This window comes from Caulobacter sp. UC70_42, assembly GCF_044056025.1.
In the GTDB taxonomy this organism is placed as follows: Bacteria; Pseudomonadota; Alphaproteobacteria; order Caulobacterales; family Caulobacteraceae; genus Caulobacter.
On the sequence record NZ_CP171994.1, the window covers coordinates 2,473,793 to 2,489,854 of the forward strand.

16 protein-coding genes and 1 pseudogene are annotated in these 16,062 nt (G+C 69.6%); 7 read left to right on the top strand and 10 right to left on the bottom strand.

Going from position 1 to position 16,062, the window contains the following annotated elements:
• The first annotated feature begins 309 nt into the window (after positions 1-309).
• A complete protein-coding gene (gene queC / locus ACHMW8_RS12465; RefSeq protein ID WP_395445714.1) occupies positions 310-1,053 on the top strand; it encodes a 7-cyano-7-deazaguanine synthase QueC in 744 nt (247 codons plus the stop codon).
• Positions 1,050-1,682, top strand: coding sequence for a 7-carboxy-7-deazaguanine synthase (gene queE / locus ACHMW8_RS12470; protein ID WP_395445715.1), 633 nt, complete (start codon positions 1,050-1,052; stop codon positions 1,680-1,682). The genes queC and queE overlap by 4 nt, the downstream gene beginning before the upstream one ends.
• A gap of 9 nt (positions 1,683-1,691) precedes the next feature.
• On the opposite strand, the gene ACHMW8_RS12475 is transcribed toward queE, so the two are convergent.
• The 3 genes from ACHMW8_RS12475 to aroC all read right to left on the bottom strand — a co-directional run bounded on the left by ACHMW8_RS12475 (position 1,692) and on the right by aroC (position 3,821).
• Positions 1,692-1,934, bottom strand: coding sequence for a hypothetical protein (locus ACHMW8_RS12475; RefSeq protein WP_395445716.1), 243 nt, complete (start codon positions 1,932-1,934; stop codon positions 1,692-1,694).
• A gap of 48 nt (positions 1,935-1,982) precedes the next feature.
• Positions 1,983-2,525, bottom strand: coding sequence for a response regulator (locus ACHMW8_RS12480; protein ID WP_125155905.1), 543 nt, complete (start codon positions 2,523-2,525; stop codon positions 1,983-1,985).
• Between the two features lie 177 nt (positions 2,526-2,702).
• Positions 2,703-3,821 (bottom strand): chorismate synthase, encoded by a 1,119-nt coding sequence (gene aroC, locus ACHMW8_RS12485; RefSeq protein WP_395445717.1) that lies wholly within the window; start codon positions 3,819-3,821, stop codon positions 2,703-2,705.
• Positions 3,822-4,023: 202 nt separating this feature from the next.
• Between aroC and ACHMW8_RS12490 the strand changes: the two genes are divergently transcribed.
• Positions 4,024-4,479 (top strand): hypothetical protein, encoded by a 456-nt coding sequence (locus tag ACHMW8_RS12490; protein ID WP_395445718.1) that lies wholly within the window; start codon positions 4,024-4,026, stop codon positions 4,477-4,479.
• 62 nt (positions 4,480-4,541) lie between these two features.
• Here the strand turns inward: ACHMW8_RS12490 and ACHMW8_RS12495 are convergent, their stop codons facing one another.
• The 4 genes from ACHMW8_RS12495 to ACHMW8_RS12510 form a co-directional block, all read right to left on the bottom strand.
• Positions 4,542-5,885 (bottom strand): M56 family metallopeptidase, encoded by a 1,344-nt coding sequence (locus ACHMW8_RS12495; RefSeq protein ID WP_395445719.1) that lies wholly within the window; start codon positions 5,883-5,885, stop codon positions 4,542-4,544.
• Between the two features lie 24 nt (positions 5,886-5,909).
• Positions 5,910-6,278, bottom strand: a complete 369-nt coding sequence (locus ACHMW8_RS12500; protein ID WP_395445720.1) for a hypothetical protein — start codon at positions 6,276-6,278, stop codon at positions 5,910-5,912.
• The gene (locus ACHMW8_RS12505; protein WP_395445962.1) at positions 6,232-7,185 is read right to left on the bottom strand and encodes a M56 family metallopeptidase; all 954 of its coding nucleotides are present in this window, start codon (positions 7,183-7,185) and stop codon (positions 6,232-6,234) included. The genes ACHMW8_RS12500 and ACHMW8_RS12505 overlap by 47 nt, the downstream gene beginning before the upstream one ends.
• A 408-nt stretch (positions 7,186-7,593) precedes the next feature.
• Positions 7,594-7,977 carry a BlaI/MecI/CopY family transcriptional regulator gene (locus ACHMW8_RS12510; protein WP_125155910.1) on the bottom strand — a complete coding sequence of 128 codons (384 nt, stop codon included), beginning with the start codon at positions 7,975-7,977 and terminating at the stop codon, positions 7,594-7,596.
• A gap of 210 nt (positions 7,978-8,187) precedes the next feature.
• Between ACHMW8_RS12510 and ACHMW8_RS12515 the strand changes: the two genes are divergently transcribed.
• Positions 8,188-8,601, top strand: coding sequence for a hypothetical protein (locus ACHMW8_RS12515; protein WP_395445721.1), 414 nt, complete (start codon positions 8,188-8,190; stop codon positions 8,599-8,601).
• 68 nt (positions 8,602-8,669) lie between these two features.
• Positions 8,670-9,632 carry a GNAT family N-acetyltransferase gene (locus tag ACHMW8_RS12520; RefSeq protein WP_395445722.1) on the top strand — a complete coding sequence of 321 codons (963 nt, stop codon included), beginning with the start codon at positions 8,670-8,672 and terminating at the stop codon, positions 9,630-9,632.
• On the opposite strand, the gene ACHMW8_RS12525 is transcribed toward ACHMW8_RS12520, so the two are convergent.
• The 3 genes from ACHMW8_RS12525 to ACHMW8_RS12535 all read right to left on the bottom strand — a co-directional run bounded on the left by ACHMW8_RS12525 (position 9,629) and on the right by ACHMW8_RS12535 (position 13,755).
• Complete coding sequence (locus tag ACHMW8_RS12525) at positions 9,629-10,774, bottom strand: acyltransferase family protein (RefSeq protein WP_395445723.1); 1,146 nt, start codon at positions 10,772-10,774, stop codon at positions 9,629-9,631. The genes ACHMW8_RS12520 and ACHMW8_RS12525 overlap by 4 nt on opposite strands.
• 110 nt (positions 10,775-10,884) lie before the next feature.
• Positions 10,885-12,333: a serine hydrolase domain-containing protein gene (locus tag ACHMW8_RS12530; RefSeq protein ID WP_395445724.1), complete on the bottom strand. Its 1,449-nt coding sequence runs from the start codon at positions 12,331-12,333 to the stop codon at positions 10,885-10,887.
• 81 nt (positions 12,334-12,414) lie between these two features.
• Positions 12,415-13,755, bottom strand: a complete 1,341-nt coding sequence (locus ACHMW8_RS12535) for an aspartate aminotransferase family protein (protein WP_395445725.1) — start codon at positions 13,753-13,755, stop codon at positions 12,415-12,417.
• A gap of 69 nt (positions 13,756-13,824) precedes the next feature.
• Here ACHMW8_RS12535 and ACHMW8_RS12540 point away from each other — a divergent pair.
• A pseudogene (locus ACHMW8_RS12540) lies at positions 13,825-14,500 on the top strand (GntR family transcriptional regulator).
• Between the two features lie 66 nt (positions 14,501-14,566).
• Positions 14,567-16,057 carry an aldehyde dehydrogenase gene (locus tag ACHMW8_RS12545; protein WP_395445726.1) on the top strand — a complete coding sequence of 497 codons (1,491 nt, stop codon included), beginning with the start codon at positions 14,567-14,569 and terminating at the stop codon, positions 16,055-16,057.
• Positions 16,058-16,062: the final 5 nt, after the last annotated feature.

Below are 16,062 nucleotides of genomic sequence, written 5' to 3' on the forward strand. Positions count from 1 at the left end.
TGATCGTAAGTGAACGGCGATAGGTTACGCCTTTTCACTTTCGGGCGGGGGTGTTCTCCTGAGGCGGGTAAGTTTCCGTCTAATTAGAAGATCGAGTTTGGCGCTTCCGTAGGGAAATCGCGGGCCATGATCGCGAAAATATCTCGCAATGGCGAGATACGCCGAGGATTCGCGGTCGAAAGACTTCGCCTTGGTTCGTCGGCGGAGTATCGCGTGGGTCGCCGCCGTCGAACCCTGGCGGTTCCGGCGCGGCCTTGCCTCGTGTAGAGGAGGGGCCATGTTCCCCCTTTTCCACCTTGAGAGGCTCGCATGAGCCCGACCACGTCCCCTGGCGCGCTTGTTCTCTTCTCCGGCGGTCAGGACAGCAGCGTCTGCCTGGCCTGGGCCCTCGAGCGCTATGAGCGCGTCGAGACGGTCGGCTTCGACTATGGCCAGCGCCATGCGATCGAGATGGAGGCCCGTCAGGCCGTCCGCCGCGAGGTCGCCGCCCGCTTTCCGCAATGGGCCGGCCGCCTGGGCGACGACCATGTGCTGGACATCAGGAGCTTCGGCCAGGTGGCCCAGTCGGCCCTGACCGCCGACCGCGCCATCGAGATGACCGAGCGCGGCCTGCCCTCGACCTTCGTGCCGGGCCGCAACCTGGTGTTCCTGATCTACGCCGCCGCCCTGGCCGATCGCCGGGGGATCGAGGCCCTGGTCGGCGGGATGTGCGAGACCGACTTCTCTGGCTATCCGGACTGCCGACGCGACACCCTGGACGCCCAGCAGAACGCCTTGAACCTGGGCATGGACCGCGACTTCCGGGTCGAGACCCCGCTGATGTGGCTGACCAAGGCCCAGACCTGGGCTCTCGCCAAGACGCTGGGCGGCGAGGACCTGGTCCGGCTGATCGTCGAGGAAAGCCACACCTGCTACCAGGGCGAACGCGGCGAACTCCACGCCTGGGGCCATGGCTGCGGGACCTGCCCGGCGTGCGAGCTGCGCGAGAAGGGCTATGTCGAGTGGGACGCGGCGGGGCGCCAGTCCCTGCCCGAGGAGCCGCCGGCGCGATGACCTACTCCGTCAAGGAGATCTTCCTGACCCTGCAGGGCGAGGGCGGCCAGGCGGGCAAGGCGGCGGTGTTCTGCCGTTTCGCCGGCTGCAACCTGTGGACCGGCCGCGAGCAGGACCGGGCCAAGGCCGTCTGCGCCTTCTGCGACACCGACTTCATCGGGACCGACGGCGAGAACGGCGGCAAGTTCGCCACGGCCGAGGCCCTGGCCGCCGCCGTCGAGGCCCAGTGGACCGGCGGACCGGACAACCGCCTGGTGGTCTGCACCGGCGGCGAGCCGTTCCTGCAACTGGATGAGGCCGCCATCGCGGCGCTGCGCGTGCGGGGGTTCCAGATCGCCTGCGAGAGCAACGGCACGCTGCCGGCCCCGGCGGGAATCGACTGGATCTGCATCAGCCCGAAGGCCGACGCGCCCGTGGTCCAGACCTCGGGCCAGGAGCTGAAGCTGGTCTTCCCGCAGGACAAGGCCATGCCGGAGCGGTTCGAGACCCTGGATTTCGAGCGGTTCTACCTGCAGCCGATGGACGGTCCCGATCGCGACCGCAACACCCAGCTGGCGGTCGCCTATTGCCTGGCGCATCCGCAATGGCGCCTGAGCGTCCAGACCCACAAATATCTGGGCCTGCCCTAGGCCTAAGCGCTAGCGGCGATAGTCGTCGCGATCGCGATCCTTCTTGCTGTCGCCCGGGATCACCGCCTTGCCGGTGGCGACGACCGCCTTGCCCGCGCCGCCGACGACCGCGCCGGTGACGCCGATCGCCGTGCCGGCCACGGTCCCGACGGCGGCCGCCGCGAGGCAGCCGGTCTGCGAAAGCGCGACCATCGTCAGGATGGCGGCCAGGGGCGCGACGCGGGAAAGCGGAGCCAGGCGGCGAAGGGTCATGGTGAAGCTCGTGAAACGCTGTTCACCACGTTCTAGCCGGCCAAAGGTTTAAATTCTCCGCGTCGGATGGCCGCGACCCGCCTGGGCGTCGTCCACATAGAGCGCCCGCTTGTCGTCTTCGCGCCTGCGCTCGCCCCGGTAGCGCGGATCGGCGCGGCGGCGACGGTCAGGGCCGAAATAGTCTCCCGCGCGGACGAACGGGCGGGGGTTCTCGATCAGCAGGGTCAGACGGTGGATGACCCCGCGCGCCGTGACCGGCTTGGTGAGGAACTCGTTGACCCCGGCGTCGCGCGCCTCGTGCACCCGGCGCTCGGTCGAGTGGCCCGTGATCATCACGATCGGCACGAACGGGTTGGGGCTGTCGGGCGACTGGCGGACCAACTGGACGAAATCGATGCCGTCGAGGCCGTTCATCGACAGGTCGGTGAACACCACGTCGATCGCGGTGGAGCGCAAGATCGCCAGCGCCTCGGCGCCGTCCATGGCCTCGAACACATAGCGCACGCCGATCGCCCGCAGGATCTCGATCAGCAGCATTCGCATGTGCTGGTTGTCGTCGACCAGCAGGATCTTCAGGAGATCGAACCGCACGCGCCGAGTCCCCTTCTCATCGCGTCACGCATCACAACCTTAGCGTGCCGCGTTCGCGCGCCAAGGGATATGCGGGTCGAGCCTTACGCCCGCAATCGTGTGCACGTCAACCCGAAAGCTGAACCTAATCAGAGGGCGAGGGTCAGAAACCGTGGTTTCTGCGCCTTGACCCCACCGTCAGCGGCTCGCGCCAGGCGCGAACACGTGGCCGCCGGTCTGGCCGCGATGACGCAGGAAGGCGTCGGCCAGCACGCAGGCGGTCATGGCCTCGACCACCGGCACGCCGCGAATGCCGACGCACGGGTCGTGGCGGCCCTTGGTGCGCAGGTCGATCTCCTCGCCCGCCTCGTTGAGGGTCTGGCGCGGGATCAGGATCGACGAGGTCGGCTTGAAGGCCACGCGCGCCACCACCGGCTGGCCGGTCGAGATGCCGCCCAGCACGCCGCCGGCGTGGTTGGACAGGAACATCGGCTGGCCGCCCTCGGACAGGCGCATGGCGTCGGCATTGTCCTCGCCCGTCAGCGCGGCGCTAGCGAAGCCCTCGCCGATCTCGACGCCCTTGGCGGCGTTGATCGACATCAGGGCGGCGGCCAGTTCGGCGTCCAGCTTGCCGTAGAGCGGCGCGCCCCAGCCGGCCGGCACGCCGGTGGCTTCCACCTCCACCACCGCGCCGGTCGAAGAGCCGGCCTTGCGGATCGTCTCCAGATGCTCTTCCCAGACCGGGATGATCGCGGCGTCGGGCGACCAGTAGGGGTTCTGTTCGGTCTGGTCCCAGTCCCAGTTCTCGCGATTGATCGCGTGCGGGCCGATCTGCACCAGGGCGGCGCGGATCGTCACGCCCGGGATCACCAGCCGCGCCACCGCTCCGGCCGCCACGCGCGCCGCCGTCTCGCGCGCCGAACTGCGGCCGCCGCCGCGATAGTCGCGCACGCCGTACTTGGCGAAATAGGGATAGTCCGCATGGCCAGGGCGGAAGGCCTGGGCGATCTCGCCATAGTCCTTGGACCGCTGGTCGGTGTTCTCGATCATCAGGCTGATCGGCGTGCCGGTGGTCCGCTGGCCGTTGGTGCGTTCGTCCTCGAACACGCCCGACAGGATGCGCACCGCGTCCGGTTCCTGGCGCTGGGTGACGAACTTGCCGTTGCCCGGTCGGCGCTTGTCGAGGAACCCCTGGATCATCTCGGCCGTCAGGGCGATGCCCGGCGGCACGCCGTCGACGACGCAGCCGAGCGCCGGGCCGTGGCTTTCGCCCCAGGTGGTGACGCGGAACAGGTGACCGAAGGTGTTGTGCGACATGGGGCGGCTTCTAGCGGAAACGGACGGTCCGGGCAAAGCCGCCAGGCGTGATGCCCAAGCTCGAATGCTCGTTTGAATAGAATTAAAATGAAAAGAACTTATAGATTGTATTTCGACGGGTGGTTGGTACCTTGGCGCTCGGCGTCGCCCCCCAGAAACCGGGACGCGCCGATCGCTCACGAAAAACCGATGGGAGAAGGAAATGACCAGTGGTGTGGCGAACTTTGCGGGTGACTGCGGCGAATGCTCCGACCGGGGCAAGTATCACACGGCGACCTGTCGCGGCGGCATGCAGGTGGGGCAGTCGGCGACGGTGAACGGCAGCTCGCCGCAGAACTGCGTCGTGGCCAACGACAAGGGTACGGTGTTCGGGATCGAGCTCCTGTCGAACGCCGGCTTCTACAGCTACCAGGTTCGCGTCGACGCCCAGGGGCCCAGCGGCGCCTTCAGCGGTTCGATGTACCTGGCCTTCGAAGACGAGACGCACGACGTCTACTATCTGAGCATCTATTCCTCGCGGCGTGAGTCCCACACCGTGTCGTTCAACAGCAGCTCGCCCAACATCATCGCGATCTACTGGAGCGACTACGATTTCACCGTGAAGACCGGTGACGCCGCGCGCGCCAAGGCCGACTTCAAGGTCCTGAGCCCGGCCTGACACGGCTCGGCGCCGGCGGCGGGGGCGCGACCTCCGCCGCCTAGCCGCGCGCCTTCGCGATGCTAGAGGTCGGGCTTGAGGAAGACGTTCAGGGTCACGCGCGACTTGCCGCCGGTCGAGTGGTTGACGACGTCCAGCCGCTCGATCGCCCCGTCGGGCAGGGTGGTGGGATCGAAGCCGGCCGGCGGGGTGTCGCCGTTCAGCAGCACCGTCGTCTCGGGCGCCTTGAGCCGGCCGCGGACCTGGACGTGGCCGTGATAGGTCGAGACCTGGCCGTCCGGAACCTTCAGCCTGCCCTTGACGATCTCGGCGTTGCTGACGCGGACCATGTCGGAACGGATTTCGACATACTGGCCGCTGCCGTTGTCGCTGATGATGGTCCGGCTGCCGCGCTGGTTTTCGCCTTGCTGGGCCAGGGCGATCGAGCCGCCGGCGATCAAGGCCAAGGCGAGCAGGCTGGCCAGGCCCAGCAGGGCGCGGCGGGTGAAGCTGGCGGGGTCCTGGGGATGGGTGATGGCTCGCAGGCGCATGGCGGTCGGCTTTCGTCCTTTGCCGGTGAAGGCGGGATGCAGGGCGGGGGCGGTGCGGCCGCGCAACACCGCGATCAGGGCTTCGGCATAGCCGTGGCGGTCGGCGGGGCTGGCGCCGTCCAGGGCCAGGGCGTCGCTCAGCTCCTCGCGGGTGGCGGCGGCGCGGGCGCGGATGGCGGCGAACGGCGGGACCATCCAGAACAGCCCGCCCAGCAGGTGCTCGGCCAGCAGCCGCCAGTTGTCGCCACGCTTCAGATGCGCCAGCTCGTGGGCGCAGATCGGCACGAGGCGGTGGACATCCAGCCGTTCGACCAGCTCGGCGGGCAGCAGGATGACCGGTGTCGTCAGGCCGGCCAGCAGGGGCTGGTCGATCACGTCGCTGACCTTCACCTCGGGCCGGCCGGTGTCCAGCCGGCGGGCGGCGGCGCGGACGGCCAGGGCCAGCTCCTGTGAGACGGGACGGGCGTCGCGGACGATGCGCTCGAGCTTGGCGCGACCGGCGATCTGGCGGGCGCCCGCGACGGCCAGGCCGCCCAGCGCGCCCAGGATCAGCACTGTGCCCAGCATCTCGCCGGTATTGACCGCCGGCAGGGCGCGAGTCGACAGGTCATGGACCACGGCGCCGGCGGTGGCTGCGGCGCGGGTGGTCATGGCGACCTGATAGACCGGATCGGTGGTCTCCTGGGGCAGGGCCGAGACGCCGACCATCAGGGCCAGCACCGTCGGCGGCAGGGCTACCGCCCGGTTCCAGGCCTTGACCCGGGTCAGGGGATCGCCGGTCAGCCGGTCGGCGGCCTTGCCGAGCACCCAGCCCAGTCCGCTGGCCGGCCAGGCGGCGGCCAGGCCGAGGGCGGCGGAGGCGAAGAGCGCGTTCATGGGATCACTCCACGAGCTCGAGATCTATTTCAGCGGGTCGTTCAGAACGACGTTGACGGTCGGATTGCCGGACTTGGCGTTGGTCACTTCCACGCGCTGGATGACCCCCACCCGCAGGTCGGCGGGCTGGAACCAGGGCGAGGCCATCGCGCCGTTGACCTTGACGACCACGTTCACCGGGTCCAGCCGGCCCCGCACCTCGACGTCGCCAATGAAGACCACCTTGTCTTCCTTGAGCGAGGTCTCCTGGCTGTCGGCCCGGAACTCGATCCCGGTCAGCTTCGACTTGGGGCGAGGATTGGGCTGGGGATTGGGTTGCGGGTTCGGACGCGGATCGGGGTGGGGATCAGGACGCGGATTGGGACGCGGGTTCGGGTTGGGTCCCGCGCGCACCCGCGTCGGCGCCATGGGCGCGAGCGCGGGCAATGGCGGGGGACGCTTCCGCCGCCGCCGCGGGAGCCGTCGGGGTCTGGGGCGACAGAGCGGGCGCGGCCGCCGCGGCGTCCCGGGCGGGAGCGGCTTCGGCCGCCGTCGGCGCGGCTGCGAGCGCCGGGGCGGCGTCCAGGGCCGGCGCCGCTTCCGCCGCCGGCGCGGCGTCCTCGGCGGCGATGGCCGCGACGGCCTCCGCGGCCGCGACCGTCTCGGGCGAGGGCGGCGGGGCCAGGCGGCGAGCCTGGGCGGCCAGGGCCAGCGAGCCGGCGCCGGTCGCGGCGGTCAGGGCGCCGCCCAGCGCCAGGGTCAGACCGACCCGCAAGCCCGAGGCGCGGCCTCGCGGCTGCAGGATCGCCGACAGGCGCAGGGCGGCCAGATCGCGGTCGCGACCCGTGAAGGCCGACTCGAAGGCCAACTTAGGCGAGGGCTGGGCGTTCATCCTCAGGGCCTCCACCAGCACGCGGGCGTAGTCGCGGCGGGCTTCCGGCGCGGCGCCGTCCAGGGCGGTCAGGTCACAGACGGCTTCGCGCGCGGCCAGCATCCGGCCGCGCAGGGCCTTGACCGGCGGGACCAGCCAGAACAGGCCCGCCAGGGCTTCCTCGGCCGGGATCCGCCAGTTGTCGCCGCGACGCAGGTGGGCCAGCTCATGGCCGCAGACCAGCTCCAGCCGGCGGGTGTCGGCGCTTTGCGCCATCGCCTTCGGCAGCAGGATCACCGGGCGGCGGGCGCCGGCCAGCAGCGGTTCGGAGACGGCGTCGCTGATCCGCACGCGCGGCGCGCTGACCCGCAGGCGGGCGGCGCGCAGGCGAACGGCCTCGACCAGGGCGAAGTCCTGGCACGGCTCGGCGGTCGCGCGGACCTTGGCCAGGCGACGGCGGCCCCGAGTTCCAGCGCCAGCCGCGCGTCAGCAGGCCGGCGGCCGAGAGGCCGACCAGGCTCCAGGCCAGGCCGTTGGTCAGGGCGGGGGAGGGAGCCCACGACGGGGTGGCGGATGTCGGCTCGGTCGGGGCGATCGTCTCGACCACGGCCATGCGGACCGGTCCCGGAGCGACCGAGGCGGCCGGCGCGGCCTTCTCGATCGACGCCGGGGCGAAGGTCAGGGCGATGGTCGCGGCCAGGGCGCCGGCGGGCAGCGCGTAGGCCAGGCTCCAGGCGGCGGCGCGCGGGCGCGGATCTTCGGTCAGGCGCTCGACCAGGCGGCCCAGGCCAAAGCCCAGGGCGCCGACGGGCCAGGCGGCGATCAGCCCCAGGGCGGTGGAGGTCAGCAGCGGATGCATCACTTCTCCTCTCCAGTGGCCTTGGACCCGGCGGTGTTGAGCAGGGCTTCCAGTTCCTCGATCTCGGTCTCGGACAGGATCTGGCTGCCGGCGAAGGCCGAGGCGGGCAGGCGGCCGTCGATCTCCAGCAGGCCCCGCAGGCGGTTCAGCACGCCGCCGATCACGTCGACCTTGGCCGTTCGGGCCTCATAGACCGCCAGGCCGTGCACCGAGCGGCGGACCAGCAGGCCCTTGGCCACCATCCGCTCCAGCACGGTGCGGGTGGTCGAGGCGCTCCAGCCCAGCTCGGGCTCGATCAGGCCTTGAGCCTCGCGGGCGCTCATGGCGCCGCCGCGCCAGAAGGCCTTCAGCACTTCCAGTTCCAGGTCGGAGGGTTCGGTCATGGGGCGTGGACCTCAGTGATGTCACGGGTACGCTACAAATGTCACGAGCTCGCGTCAAGCGTGGTGATCGACGTTCTCTAGTGACAGGCGTGACAGCTTGGTTTACGTGTGTACATCTAAATTACGTGCGTGAGTTCAGGCATGGCGAGCGACCAAGTCCGCATTGTCAAAGTACCGCTCGAGGGGCGGGCTCCCAGCCGCTGGCGCTGGGTGGCGGCCGCTCTCGGTTTCGCGGTCCTGATCGACTTGGGCTTCGCGATCATGGCGCGCCATGACAGCGCGGTTCAGGTCCAGCGGGACGCCTTCTGGCGCGTCGAGGGCCCGCCCTGCGCGCCGCTGGAGCCCCTGACCTTCCGCAGCCTTCGCAGGCTGCCGCAGGCCACGCCCTATGACGACGTGTTGTTCCGGCGCCTGGGCGGGACGATGACCTGCACGCATCTGATCGACCGGACGGGCGGCGCGGCGGAGCGCTATCCGGTCTGCAAATTCACCGCGCCCGACTATCTGGTCGTGTCGGTCGGAGGCCGTGACCGGTTCTTCGACCTGACCGGCGGTCACGCGGCCGCCGTCGAGGTGCGCGGCGGCCAGGTGCGTTGCGCGGTCATCCCGCCGTTCCGGATGTAGTCGCCCGCTTGCGCGTTCCGCATTCTCATAGCAAGCTATATAGCGTGCTATGAGTCTGGAGGCGCGCGATGGAAGTCGATCTGCTGGCGGGGTTTGGCGTGGGATTCCTGGGCAGCCGGCTCAAGCGCCTGGCCGAGCGGATGCAGGCCGACGCGGCCGAGGTGGCGCGGTCCTTGGACCTGCCGGTGCAGCCGGCCCAGATGTCGCTGCTGATGACTATCCGCCTGCATGGCCCGATCGCCGTGGGCGAACTGGCCCAGCGCCTGCGACTGGCCCAGCCGACCGTCACCCGCGCCCTCGGAACCCTTGAGCGCGACGGCTTCGTCGAGGCCCGCCGCACGCCCGGCGACGGTCGCTCCAAGCGCCTGGCGCTGACGAAGGCGGGGGAGGCGCTGATGGTCCGGGTGCAGACCGAGCTCCTGCCGCGTATCGAGCCTGCCGCCGCCGAGCTGGTCGAGGGGCTTTCCGGCGACTTCATGCAGGGCCTGGCCAAGGTCGAGGCGCGACTGGACGAAGCCTCGCTGCTGACGCGGATACAGACGGCCGGGCCGCCGTCCCTGTGGGCGCGCGACTTCTCCGACGACCTCGCCGAGGCCTTCTATCGGATCAACGCCGAATGGATTCAGGACATGTTCGTCCTGGAGGACAACGACATCGCCCTGCTGTCGCGGCCGCGCGAACTGATCCTCGACAAGGGCGGGGTGGTGCTGTTCGCGCAGACGGCCGAGCTGGGCGTGGTCGGGACCTGCGCCCTGATGGTCTCGAAGGACGGCTGGGTGGAGCTGACCAAGATGGGCGTCCTGGCCAGCGCCCGGGGCCTGAAGGTCGGCGAGTTCCTGCTGGCCAAGACCCTGGAGCGCGCCGCCAGCCTGGGCATGGACAAGGTCTATCTGCTGACCAACCGCAAGTGCGGGCCGGCCATCCACCTCTACGAGAAGCTGGGCTTCGTCCACGACGCCGAGATCATGGCGATGTTCGGGGCGCGCTACGAGCGCTGCGACGTGGCCATGTCGTACCGCCCGCGTGGTTAGGCCTTGGCGAGGACCTTGCGGGCCAGCCAGCGCCGGACCGGTTCGTCATAGAGCTTGAGGCAGGCCCAGGCGATCGCCACCGCCAGCACGAACACCCCGGCCCCGACCAGGGCGCCCTGGGCCGCCCCGACCTTCCTGTCCACGACCCAGCCCGTGTAGATGTAGATCAGCGGATAGTGGGTGATGTAGAGCGGATAGGAGAGGTCGCCGAAGAAGCGGGCGATCCGCACGCTGGGGCCATCAGCGTTCTTCTCGCCCGCGCCGATGGCGACGATCAGCGGGAACAGCAGGATGATGCAGGCGGCTTCGTAGAGGCCGTTCACCCAGCGCAGCTCGCCCACGCCGAAGCGCGGCAGGGACAGGCCGGCGATCAGCAGCAGGCTGCACACGGCGAAGGCGTTGGGGACCTTGATCCGCTTGCCCAGGCGCATCAGCAGCACGCCGGCGAAGAACGGGAACATCACCCGCGTCAGGCCGATCTGGACGCCGCTCCTGTCCAGCGCCCAGCCGCCGATGACGTCGCCGCGCGGCCCCAGCACCAGCAGGCCGATCAGCGCCAGGGCCGACACCGCGACCAGCGCGCCCAGCCAGCGGTTCGACAGCTTCCGCAGGCCCACGGCATAGAGGAAGTTGGCGATGTACTCGTAGAACAGCGACCACTGCGGTCCGTTCAGCGGATAGATCTCGCCCCAGCCGCGCGGCTCGGCCGCCGGGGTCATCGGGATCATCACGAAGCTCAGCAGCACCATCACCAGCACCTGCCCGGCGGTGACGGTCGCCAGCTTGGGGAACAGCGACCAATGCTGGAGGCCCAGCAGGGCCGCGCCGATCAGCGCGCCGACGATGATCATCGGCTGCAGGCGCACCAGGCGGCGCTTGGAGAATTGCCAGACGCTCATGCCGCCCCAGCGGTCGTCATAGGCGTAGGCGACCACGAAGCCCGACAGCAGGAAGAAGAAGTCCACCGCCAGATAGCCGTGATTGATGATCTGCCGTTCCGGGTCGCCGCCGGCATGGGCCTCGAACAGGTGGAACAGCACCACCATCAAGGCGGCGACGCCCCGCAGTCCATCGAGGATGACGTAGTGGTTCTTGGCGGGCGCGGTGGCGTCGGTTGAGGTCGCGGCGGCGTCGGAATTCATGCGCGATCAGGGCCTCCCCGCCCCTTTTCAGTATTGGGCGGGAGGCTTGCTGTATTCGTTGGCGGACGACAAGGGGGTTTCCGAATTCTGTCCTAGGACAAATTCAAGGATCACTTCGTCGGCTTGCGGGTGAAGGCCCCCTTGTAGTCGCGCAGGGTCAGCACGCCGTGGTCGGGGTCGCTGAAGCTGATCGTCAGGTCCTGGGCGGTGATGAAGAAGCTGCTGGCCGAGCTGGGGAACAGCGGGTCGACGACGCCCTTCCAGATGTCCGCCACCAGTCGGTCGCCGTCGCGGCGGATCGTGAAATCGTCGTCGCCCCCCAGGGTGAACGTCCCGGCGAACTTGGCCTGCTCGGCCGCCGACAGAGGGACGACCGGACGTTCGACGGGGTGATAGTCGGGCCAGCCATATTCGACCGCAACGGCGCGGACGATCGCCTCGCTGAGCTGATAGCCCTGGTCGCCGTTGGTCAGCACGACGACGCCGTCGCCGGTGTCGGGATAGGCCAGGATCACCGCCTTGTACCCGGCGTTGGACCCGTTGTGGTAGAAGTACTTGCGCGCCGTGGCGCCCTGGATCGACAGGCCCAGGCCGTAGTCGGACTTGACCGGCGTCAGCATCTCGCGGGCGGTCTTGGGCGACAGGACGTGGCCGGTCTCGCCGTTCGCCGCCTTGGCCAGGTCGATCACGAACCTGGCGAGGTCGTTGGCGGTGGTCCACAGGCCGGCGGCGGCCATTTCCGGATAGGTGTGAGGGCCGCCCTCGACGACCGCGCCGGCGCTGTCGTGCGGCCAAGCCGCGTGGGCCGAGCGCGCGGCGTCCAGCGGCTGGTCCTCGGTGCTGCGGGTCATGCCGATCGGCGCGAACACCTTGTCGCGGACGATGGCGGGGAAGGTCTGGCCCGTGGCGTCGACCATCATCTGCTGGGCGATCGAATAGCCCCCGCCGGAATAGCGATAGGCGCTCCCCACGGCCTGGTCGACGACGACTGGCGCAGAGTTGGCCGGGGCCGTTCCGCTCAGCACCTGGGGCAGGGTCGGAACAGGCGCGCCGGCCGCGTAGCCGGCGAAGCCATGCACCGTGGTTCCGGCCGTGTGCGACAGCAGCGCGCGCAGGGTGACCGGCGTGGTCGCGGTGAACGGGCTGGCCGGCAGGGTCCAGCTCTTCAGGGTCTTGTTGACGTCCGTATCGAGCGACAGCCGACCGTCCTCGACCACGGCCAGGGCCGCCATGGCCGCGACCGGCTTGCTGACCGAACCGGCCTGGAACAGCGTGTCGGCGGTCACCGGCTCGCCGCCCTGGCGGGTGACGCCGAAGCCGCGCGCCCACTCGATCTTGCCGCCCTTGATCACCGCGATGGCGACGCCCGGCACGTGCAGGGCCGCCATCCGGTCCTGAAGGCTCTGCTTGGCCGGCGGCGCGCCCTGGATCTCGACGGCGCTCCGCAGGCCGGTCGTCACGCCCCGGACACGCTGCTCGACCGTCGGATTCGCGGCCCAGCTCGGCGCGGCGATGGCGCAGGCGATCGCGAGGATGACGGCGGATCTGATTATGGTCACGTGGCGAGCCCCTTTGTGCGGCAAGGAGTTCAGAGGCTCCGGGCCGCGAGGGCAACACAACAATCGGTAATGTGCGCGCGCCTAGTCGACCTTCGCCAGCACCTTGCGGAGCGTCTCGACCATGCGGTCGATATGGCTCTCCTCCAGGATCAGCGGCGGCGACAGGGCGATGATGTCGCCGGTGACGCGGATCAGCAGGCCTTCGTCGAAGCAGGTCTCGAACACCTCCATCGCCCGCGCCGTGGCCGCGCCCGGGCGGGGCGAAAGCTCGATGCCGGCGACGAGGCCGAGGTTGCGGATGTCAATGACGTGGCGGGCGTCGGCCAGGCTGTGCATGGCCTCCTGCCAGTAGCCTTCCAGGCCAGCGGCGCGATTGAAGAGGTCGTCCTCCTGGTAGGTTTCCAGGGTCGCCAGGCCCGCGGCGCAGGCCAGCGGGTGGGCCGAATAGGTGTAGCCGTGGAACAGCTCGATCGGCGCGTCGGCGCCCTCGAGCATCGTGTCGTAGATCCCGGTGGAGGCCGCCACCGCGCCGCACGGGACGGTGGCGTTGGTCAGGCCCTTGGCCAGGCAGATCAGGTCGGGCGTAACGCCGAACCGGTCGGCGGCGAACGGGGCGGCCAGGCGTCCGAAGCCGGTGATCACCTCGTCGAAGATCAGCAGGATGTCGTGCTTGTCGCAGATCGCCCTAAGCCGTTCGAGATAGCCCTTGGGCGGGACCAGCACGCCGGTCGAGCCGGCCACGGGTTCGACGATCACCGCGGCGATGTTGGAGGCGTCGTGCAGGGCGACGATCCGCTCCAGGTCGTCGGCCAGGTGGGCGCCATGCGCGGGCTGGCCCTTGGCGAACAGGTTACCCGCCACGCCGTGGGTGTGGGGCAGGTGGTCGACGCCGGTGAGCAGGGAGCCGAAATACTTGCGGTTGGTCGGGATGCCGCCGACCGAGATGCCGCCGAAACCGACGCCGTGATAGCCGCGCTCGCGGCCGATCAGCCGGGTCTTGGTCCCCTTGCCCCGGGCGCGGTGATAGGCCAGGGCGATCTTCAGCGCCGTGTCGACCGACTCCGAACCGCTGTTGGTGAAGAAGATCCGGTCCAGCCCCTTCGGCGTGATCTGCGCCAGGCGCGAGGCGAACTGGAAGGCCAGCGGATGGCCCATGTTGAAGCAGGGGGCGTAGTCCATCTCGGCCGCCTGGCGCTGGATGGCTTCGCGGATCTTCGGGCGATCATGGCCGGCGTTGACGCACCAGAGGCCGGCGGTGGCGTCCAGCACCTCGCGGCCCTCCGGCGTCTTGTAGATCATGCCCTTGGCGGACGAGAGCATCCGGGGATGGGCCTTGAATCGCCGGTTCGGCGTGAACGGCATCCAGAAGGCGTCGAGATCGTTGGCGCTGGGCATGGGAGGTCCTTCGCGAGAGCCTTGCATTGTGATCGCAATTGAGCCCCTCTCGTAAAGAGAGCTTTTATGGCCGGGCTTGGAGAGGCGGTGGAAAAGATGGTTCAGACCCGCCGTCCGCTGGCCGACCAGACCGCCGTCCATGACCGGGTCTACGAGGCCATCCGCCAGGCCCTGATCACCGGCCGGATCGCCCCCGGCAAGGGCGTGTCGCTGCGCAGCCTGGCGGCCGAACTGGGAGTTCTCGCCGATGCCGGTGCGCGACGCCGTGCGCCGCCTCGTCGCCGAGCGGGCCCTGGCGATCAATCCGGCCAACAAGCGCCTGTCCGTGCCCTCGCTCACCGCCGACCGACTGGAGCAGCTGTCCCTGGCCCGGCTATGGGTCGAGCCGGAGCTGGCCGCCCGCGCCGCGGCCCGGGCCGACGCCAGCCTGGCGCGCCAGTTGCGGGCCATCGACGCCGATGTCGACGAGGCGCTGCGGCTGGGCGATGTCGACCGCTACATGACCGCCAACCACGCCTTCCATTTCGCGATCTACGAGCGGGCGGGGGCGGACGTGCTGCTGTCGATGGCCGGCGGCCTGTGGCTGCAGGTCGGGCCGTTCATGCGGGTGGTGTTCGGACGGGTCGGGGCCGACGGCCTGGTCGCCGACCGTCACGCCGAGGCGATCGAGGCGCTGGAGACCCGCGACCCCGAGGGCGCCCGCCGCGCCGTCGCCGCTGACCTTTCCGAAGGCATGGACAAGATGCGCGTGGCGGTGGACGCCGCCTCGTAAAGTCGAATGCTTGACACTTCTGGTTCGCCGTAAAACTGTGATCACAATTGGTATGGACCTCGCCGCTTGACCCTGCCCGCCGACATCACCGAGCGCCTGTCCCGCCTGGAGGCTCCCAGCCGGGCGGTGATCGATGGCGCGCGGGTCGAGGCCGTGTCCGGCGCGGCCTTCCACAATGTCTCGCCGCGCGACGGCCGGGTGCTGAACCTGGTGACGGCCTGCCAGCCCGAGGACGTGGCGCTGGCCGTGTTCAGCGCCCGCACGGCCTTCGAGGATGGCCGCTGGCGCGACCAGAGCCCGCGCGCCAAGAAGAAGGTGCTGTTCCGCCTCGCCGAACTGATGGAGCGCGACGCCGAGGACTTGGCCCTGCTGGAGAGCCTGGACGTCGGCAAGCCGATCAGTGATGCGCGCAATGTCGATGTGCCGCTCGCGATCAACACCTGCCGCTGGTACGCCGAGGCGCTGGACAAGGTCTATGGCGAGGTCGGGGCTTCGCCGGTCGACCGTCTGAGCTACGCCGTCCATGAGCCGCTGGGCGTGATCGGAGCGATCGTGCCGTGGAACTTCCCGCTGCACATGGCGATGTGGAAGGTCGCTCCGGCCCTGGCCATGGGCAATTCCGTGGTGCTGAAGCCGGCCGAGCAGTCGCCGCTGACCGCTCTGAAGCTGGGCGAACTGGCCCTCGAGGCCGGGCTTCCGGCCGGGGTGCTCAATGTCGTCCCCGGCCTGGGCGGCGTCGCCGGCGAGGCCCTGGCCCTATCGATGGACGTCGACATGATCGCCTTCACCGGCTCGGGCCCGGTCGGCCGCAAGCTGATGGAATATTCGGCTCGCTCGAACCTCAAGCGGGTCAGCCTGGAGCTGGGCGGCAAGTCGCCCCAGATCGTCTTCGCCGACTGCCCGGACCTGGACGCCGCCGCCCAGGCCGCCGCCTGGGGCGTGTTCTATAATCAGGGCGAGGTCTGCACCGCCGCCTCAAGGCTGCTGGTCGAGGCCTCGATCAAGGACGAATTCCTGGAGAAGGTCGTGGCCGTCGCGAAGTCGATGGTCGTTGGCGATCCGCTGGACCCGGCCACCCAGTTCGGCGCCATGGTCAGCGAGCGGCAGATGAACACCGCCCTCGACTATATCGCCACCGCCGACAGCCAGGGCGCGCGCCGCGTGCTGGGCGGCCAGCGCATCCGCCGCGAGACCGGCGGCTTCTATGTCGAGCCGACCATCTTCGACCGCCTGGACGCCGACCACACCCTGGCGCGGGAGGAGGTGTTCGGGCCGGTGCTGGGGGTGATGAGCTTCAAGTCCGAGGACGAGGCGCTGCGACTGGCCAACGACACCGTCTACGGTCTGGCCGCCGGCCTCTGGACGTCCGACATCAATCGCGCCCTGCGCGGCGCGCGGCGGCTGAAGGCGGGTCTGGTCTGGGTCAATGGCTGGGACGCCTGCGACATCACCATGCCGTTCGGAGGCTTCAAGCAGTCGGGCTTTGGCCGTGACCGCAGCCTTCATGCGTTGCACAAGTACGCCGACCTGAAGTCGGTGTCCGTGACGCTGAGGTGAGCCCC

What these genes read in the sequence shown, in the direction of transcription:
- queC (WP_395445714.1), top strand. Translation starts at nt 310, where the DNA reads ATGAGCCCGACCACGTCCCCTGGCGCGCTTGTTCTCTTCTCCGGCGGT.
- queE (WP_395445715.1), top strand. Translation starts at nt 1,050, where the DNA reads ATGACCTACTCCGTCAAGGAGATCTTCCTGACCCTGCAGGGCGAGGGC.
- ACHMW8_RS12475 (WP_395445716.1), bottom strand. Translation starts at nt 1,934, where the DNA reads ATGACCCTTCGCCGCCTGGCTCCGCTTTCCCGCGTCGCGCCCCTGGCC.
- aroC (WP_395445717.1), bottom strand. Translation starts at nt 3,821, where the DNA reads ATGTCGCACAACACCTTCGGTCACCTGTTCCGCGTCACCACCTGGGGC.
- ACHMW8_RS12490 (WP_395445718.1), top strand. Translation starts at nt 4,024, where the DNA reads ATGACCAGTGGTGTGGCGAACTTTGCGGGTGACTGCGGCGAATGCTCC.
- ACHMW8_RS12495 (WP_395445719.1), bottom strand. Translation starts at nt 5,885, where the DNA reads ATGAACGCGCTCTTCGCCTCCGCCGCCCTCGGCCTGGCCGCCGCCTGG.
- ACHMW8_RS12510 (WP_125155910.1), bottom strand. Translation starts at nt 7,977, where the DNA reads ATGACCGAACCCTCCGACCTGGAACTGGAAGTGCTGAAGGCCTTCTGG.
- ACHMW8_RS12520 (WP_395445722.1), top strand. Translation starts at nt 8,670, where the DNA reads ATGGAAGTCGATCTGCTGGCGGGGTTTGGCGTGGGATTCCTGGGCAGC.
- ACHMW8_RS12525 (WP_395445723.1), bottom strand. Translation starts at nt 10,774, where the DNA reads ATGAATTCCGACGCCGCCGCGACCTCAACCGACGCCACCGCGCCCGCC.
- ACHMW8_RS12535 (WP_395445725.1), bottom strand. Translation starts at nt 13,755, where the DNA reads ATGCAAGGCTCTCGCGAAGGACCTCCCATGCCCAGCGCCAACGATCTC.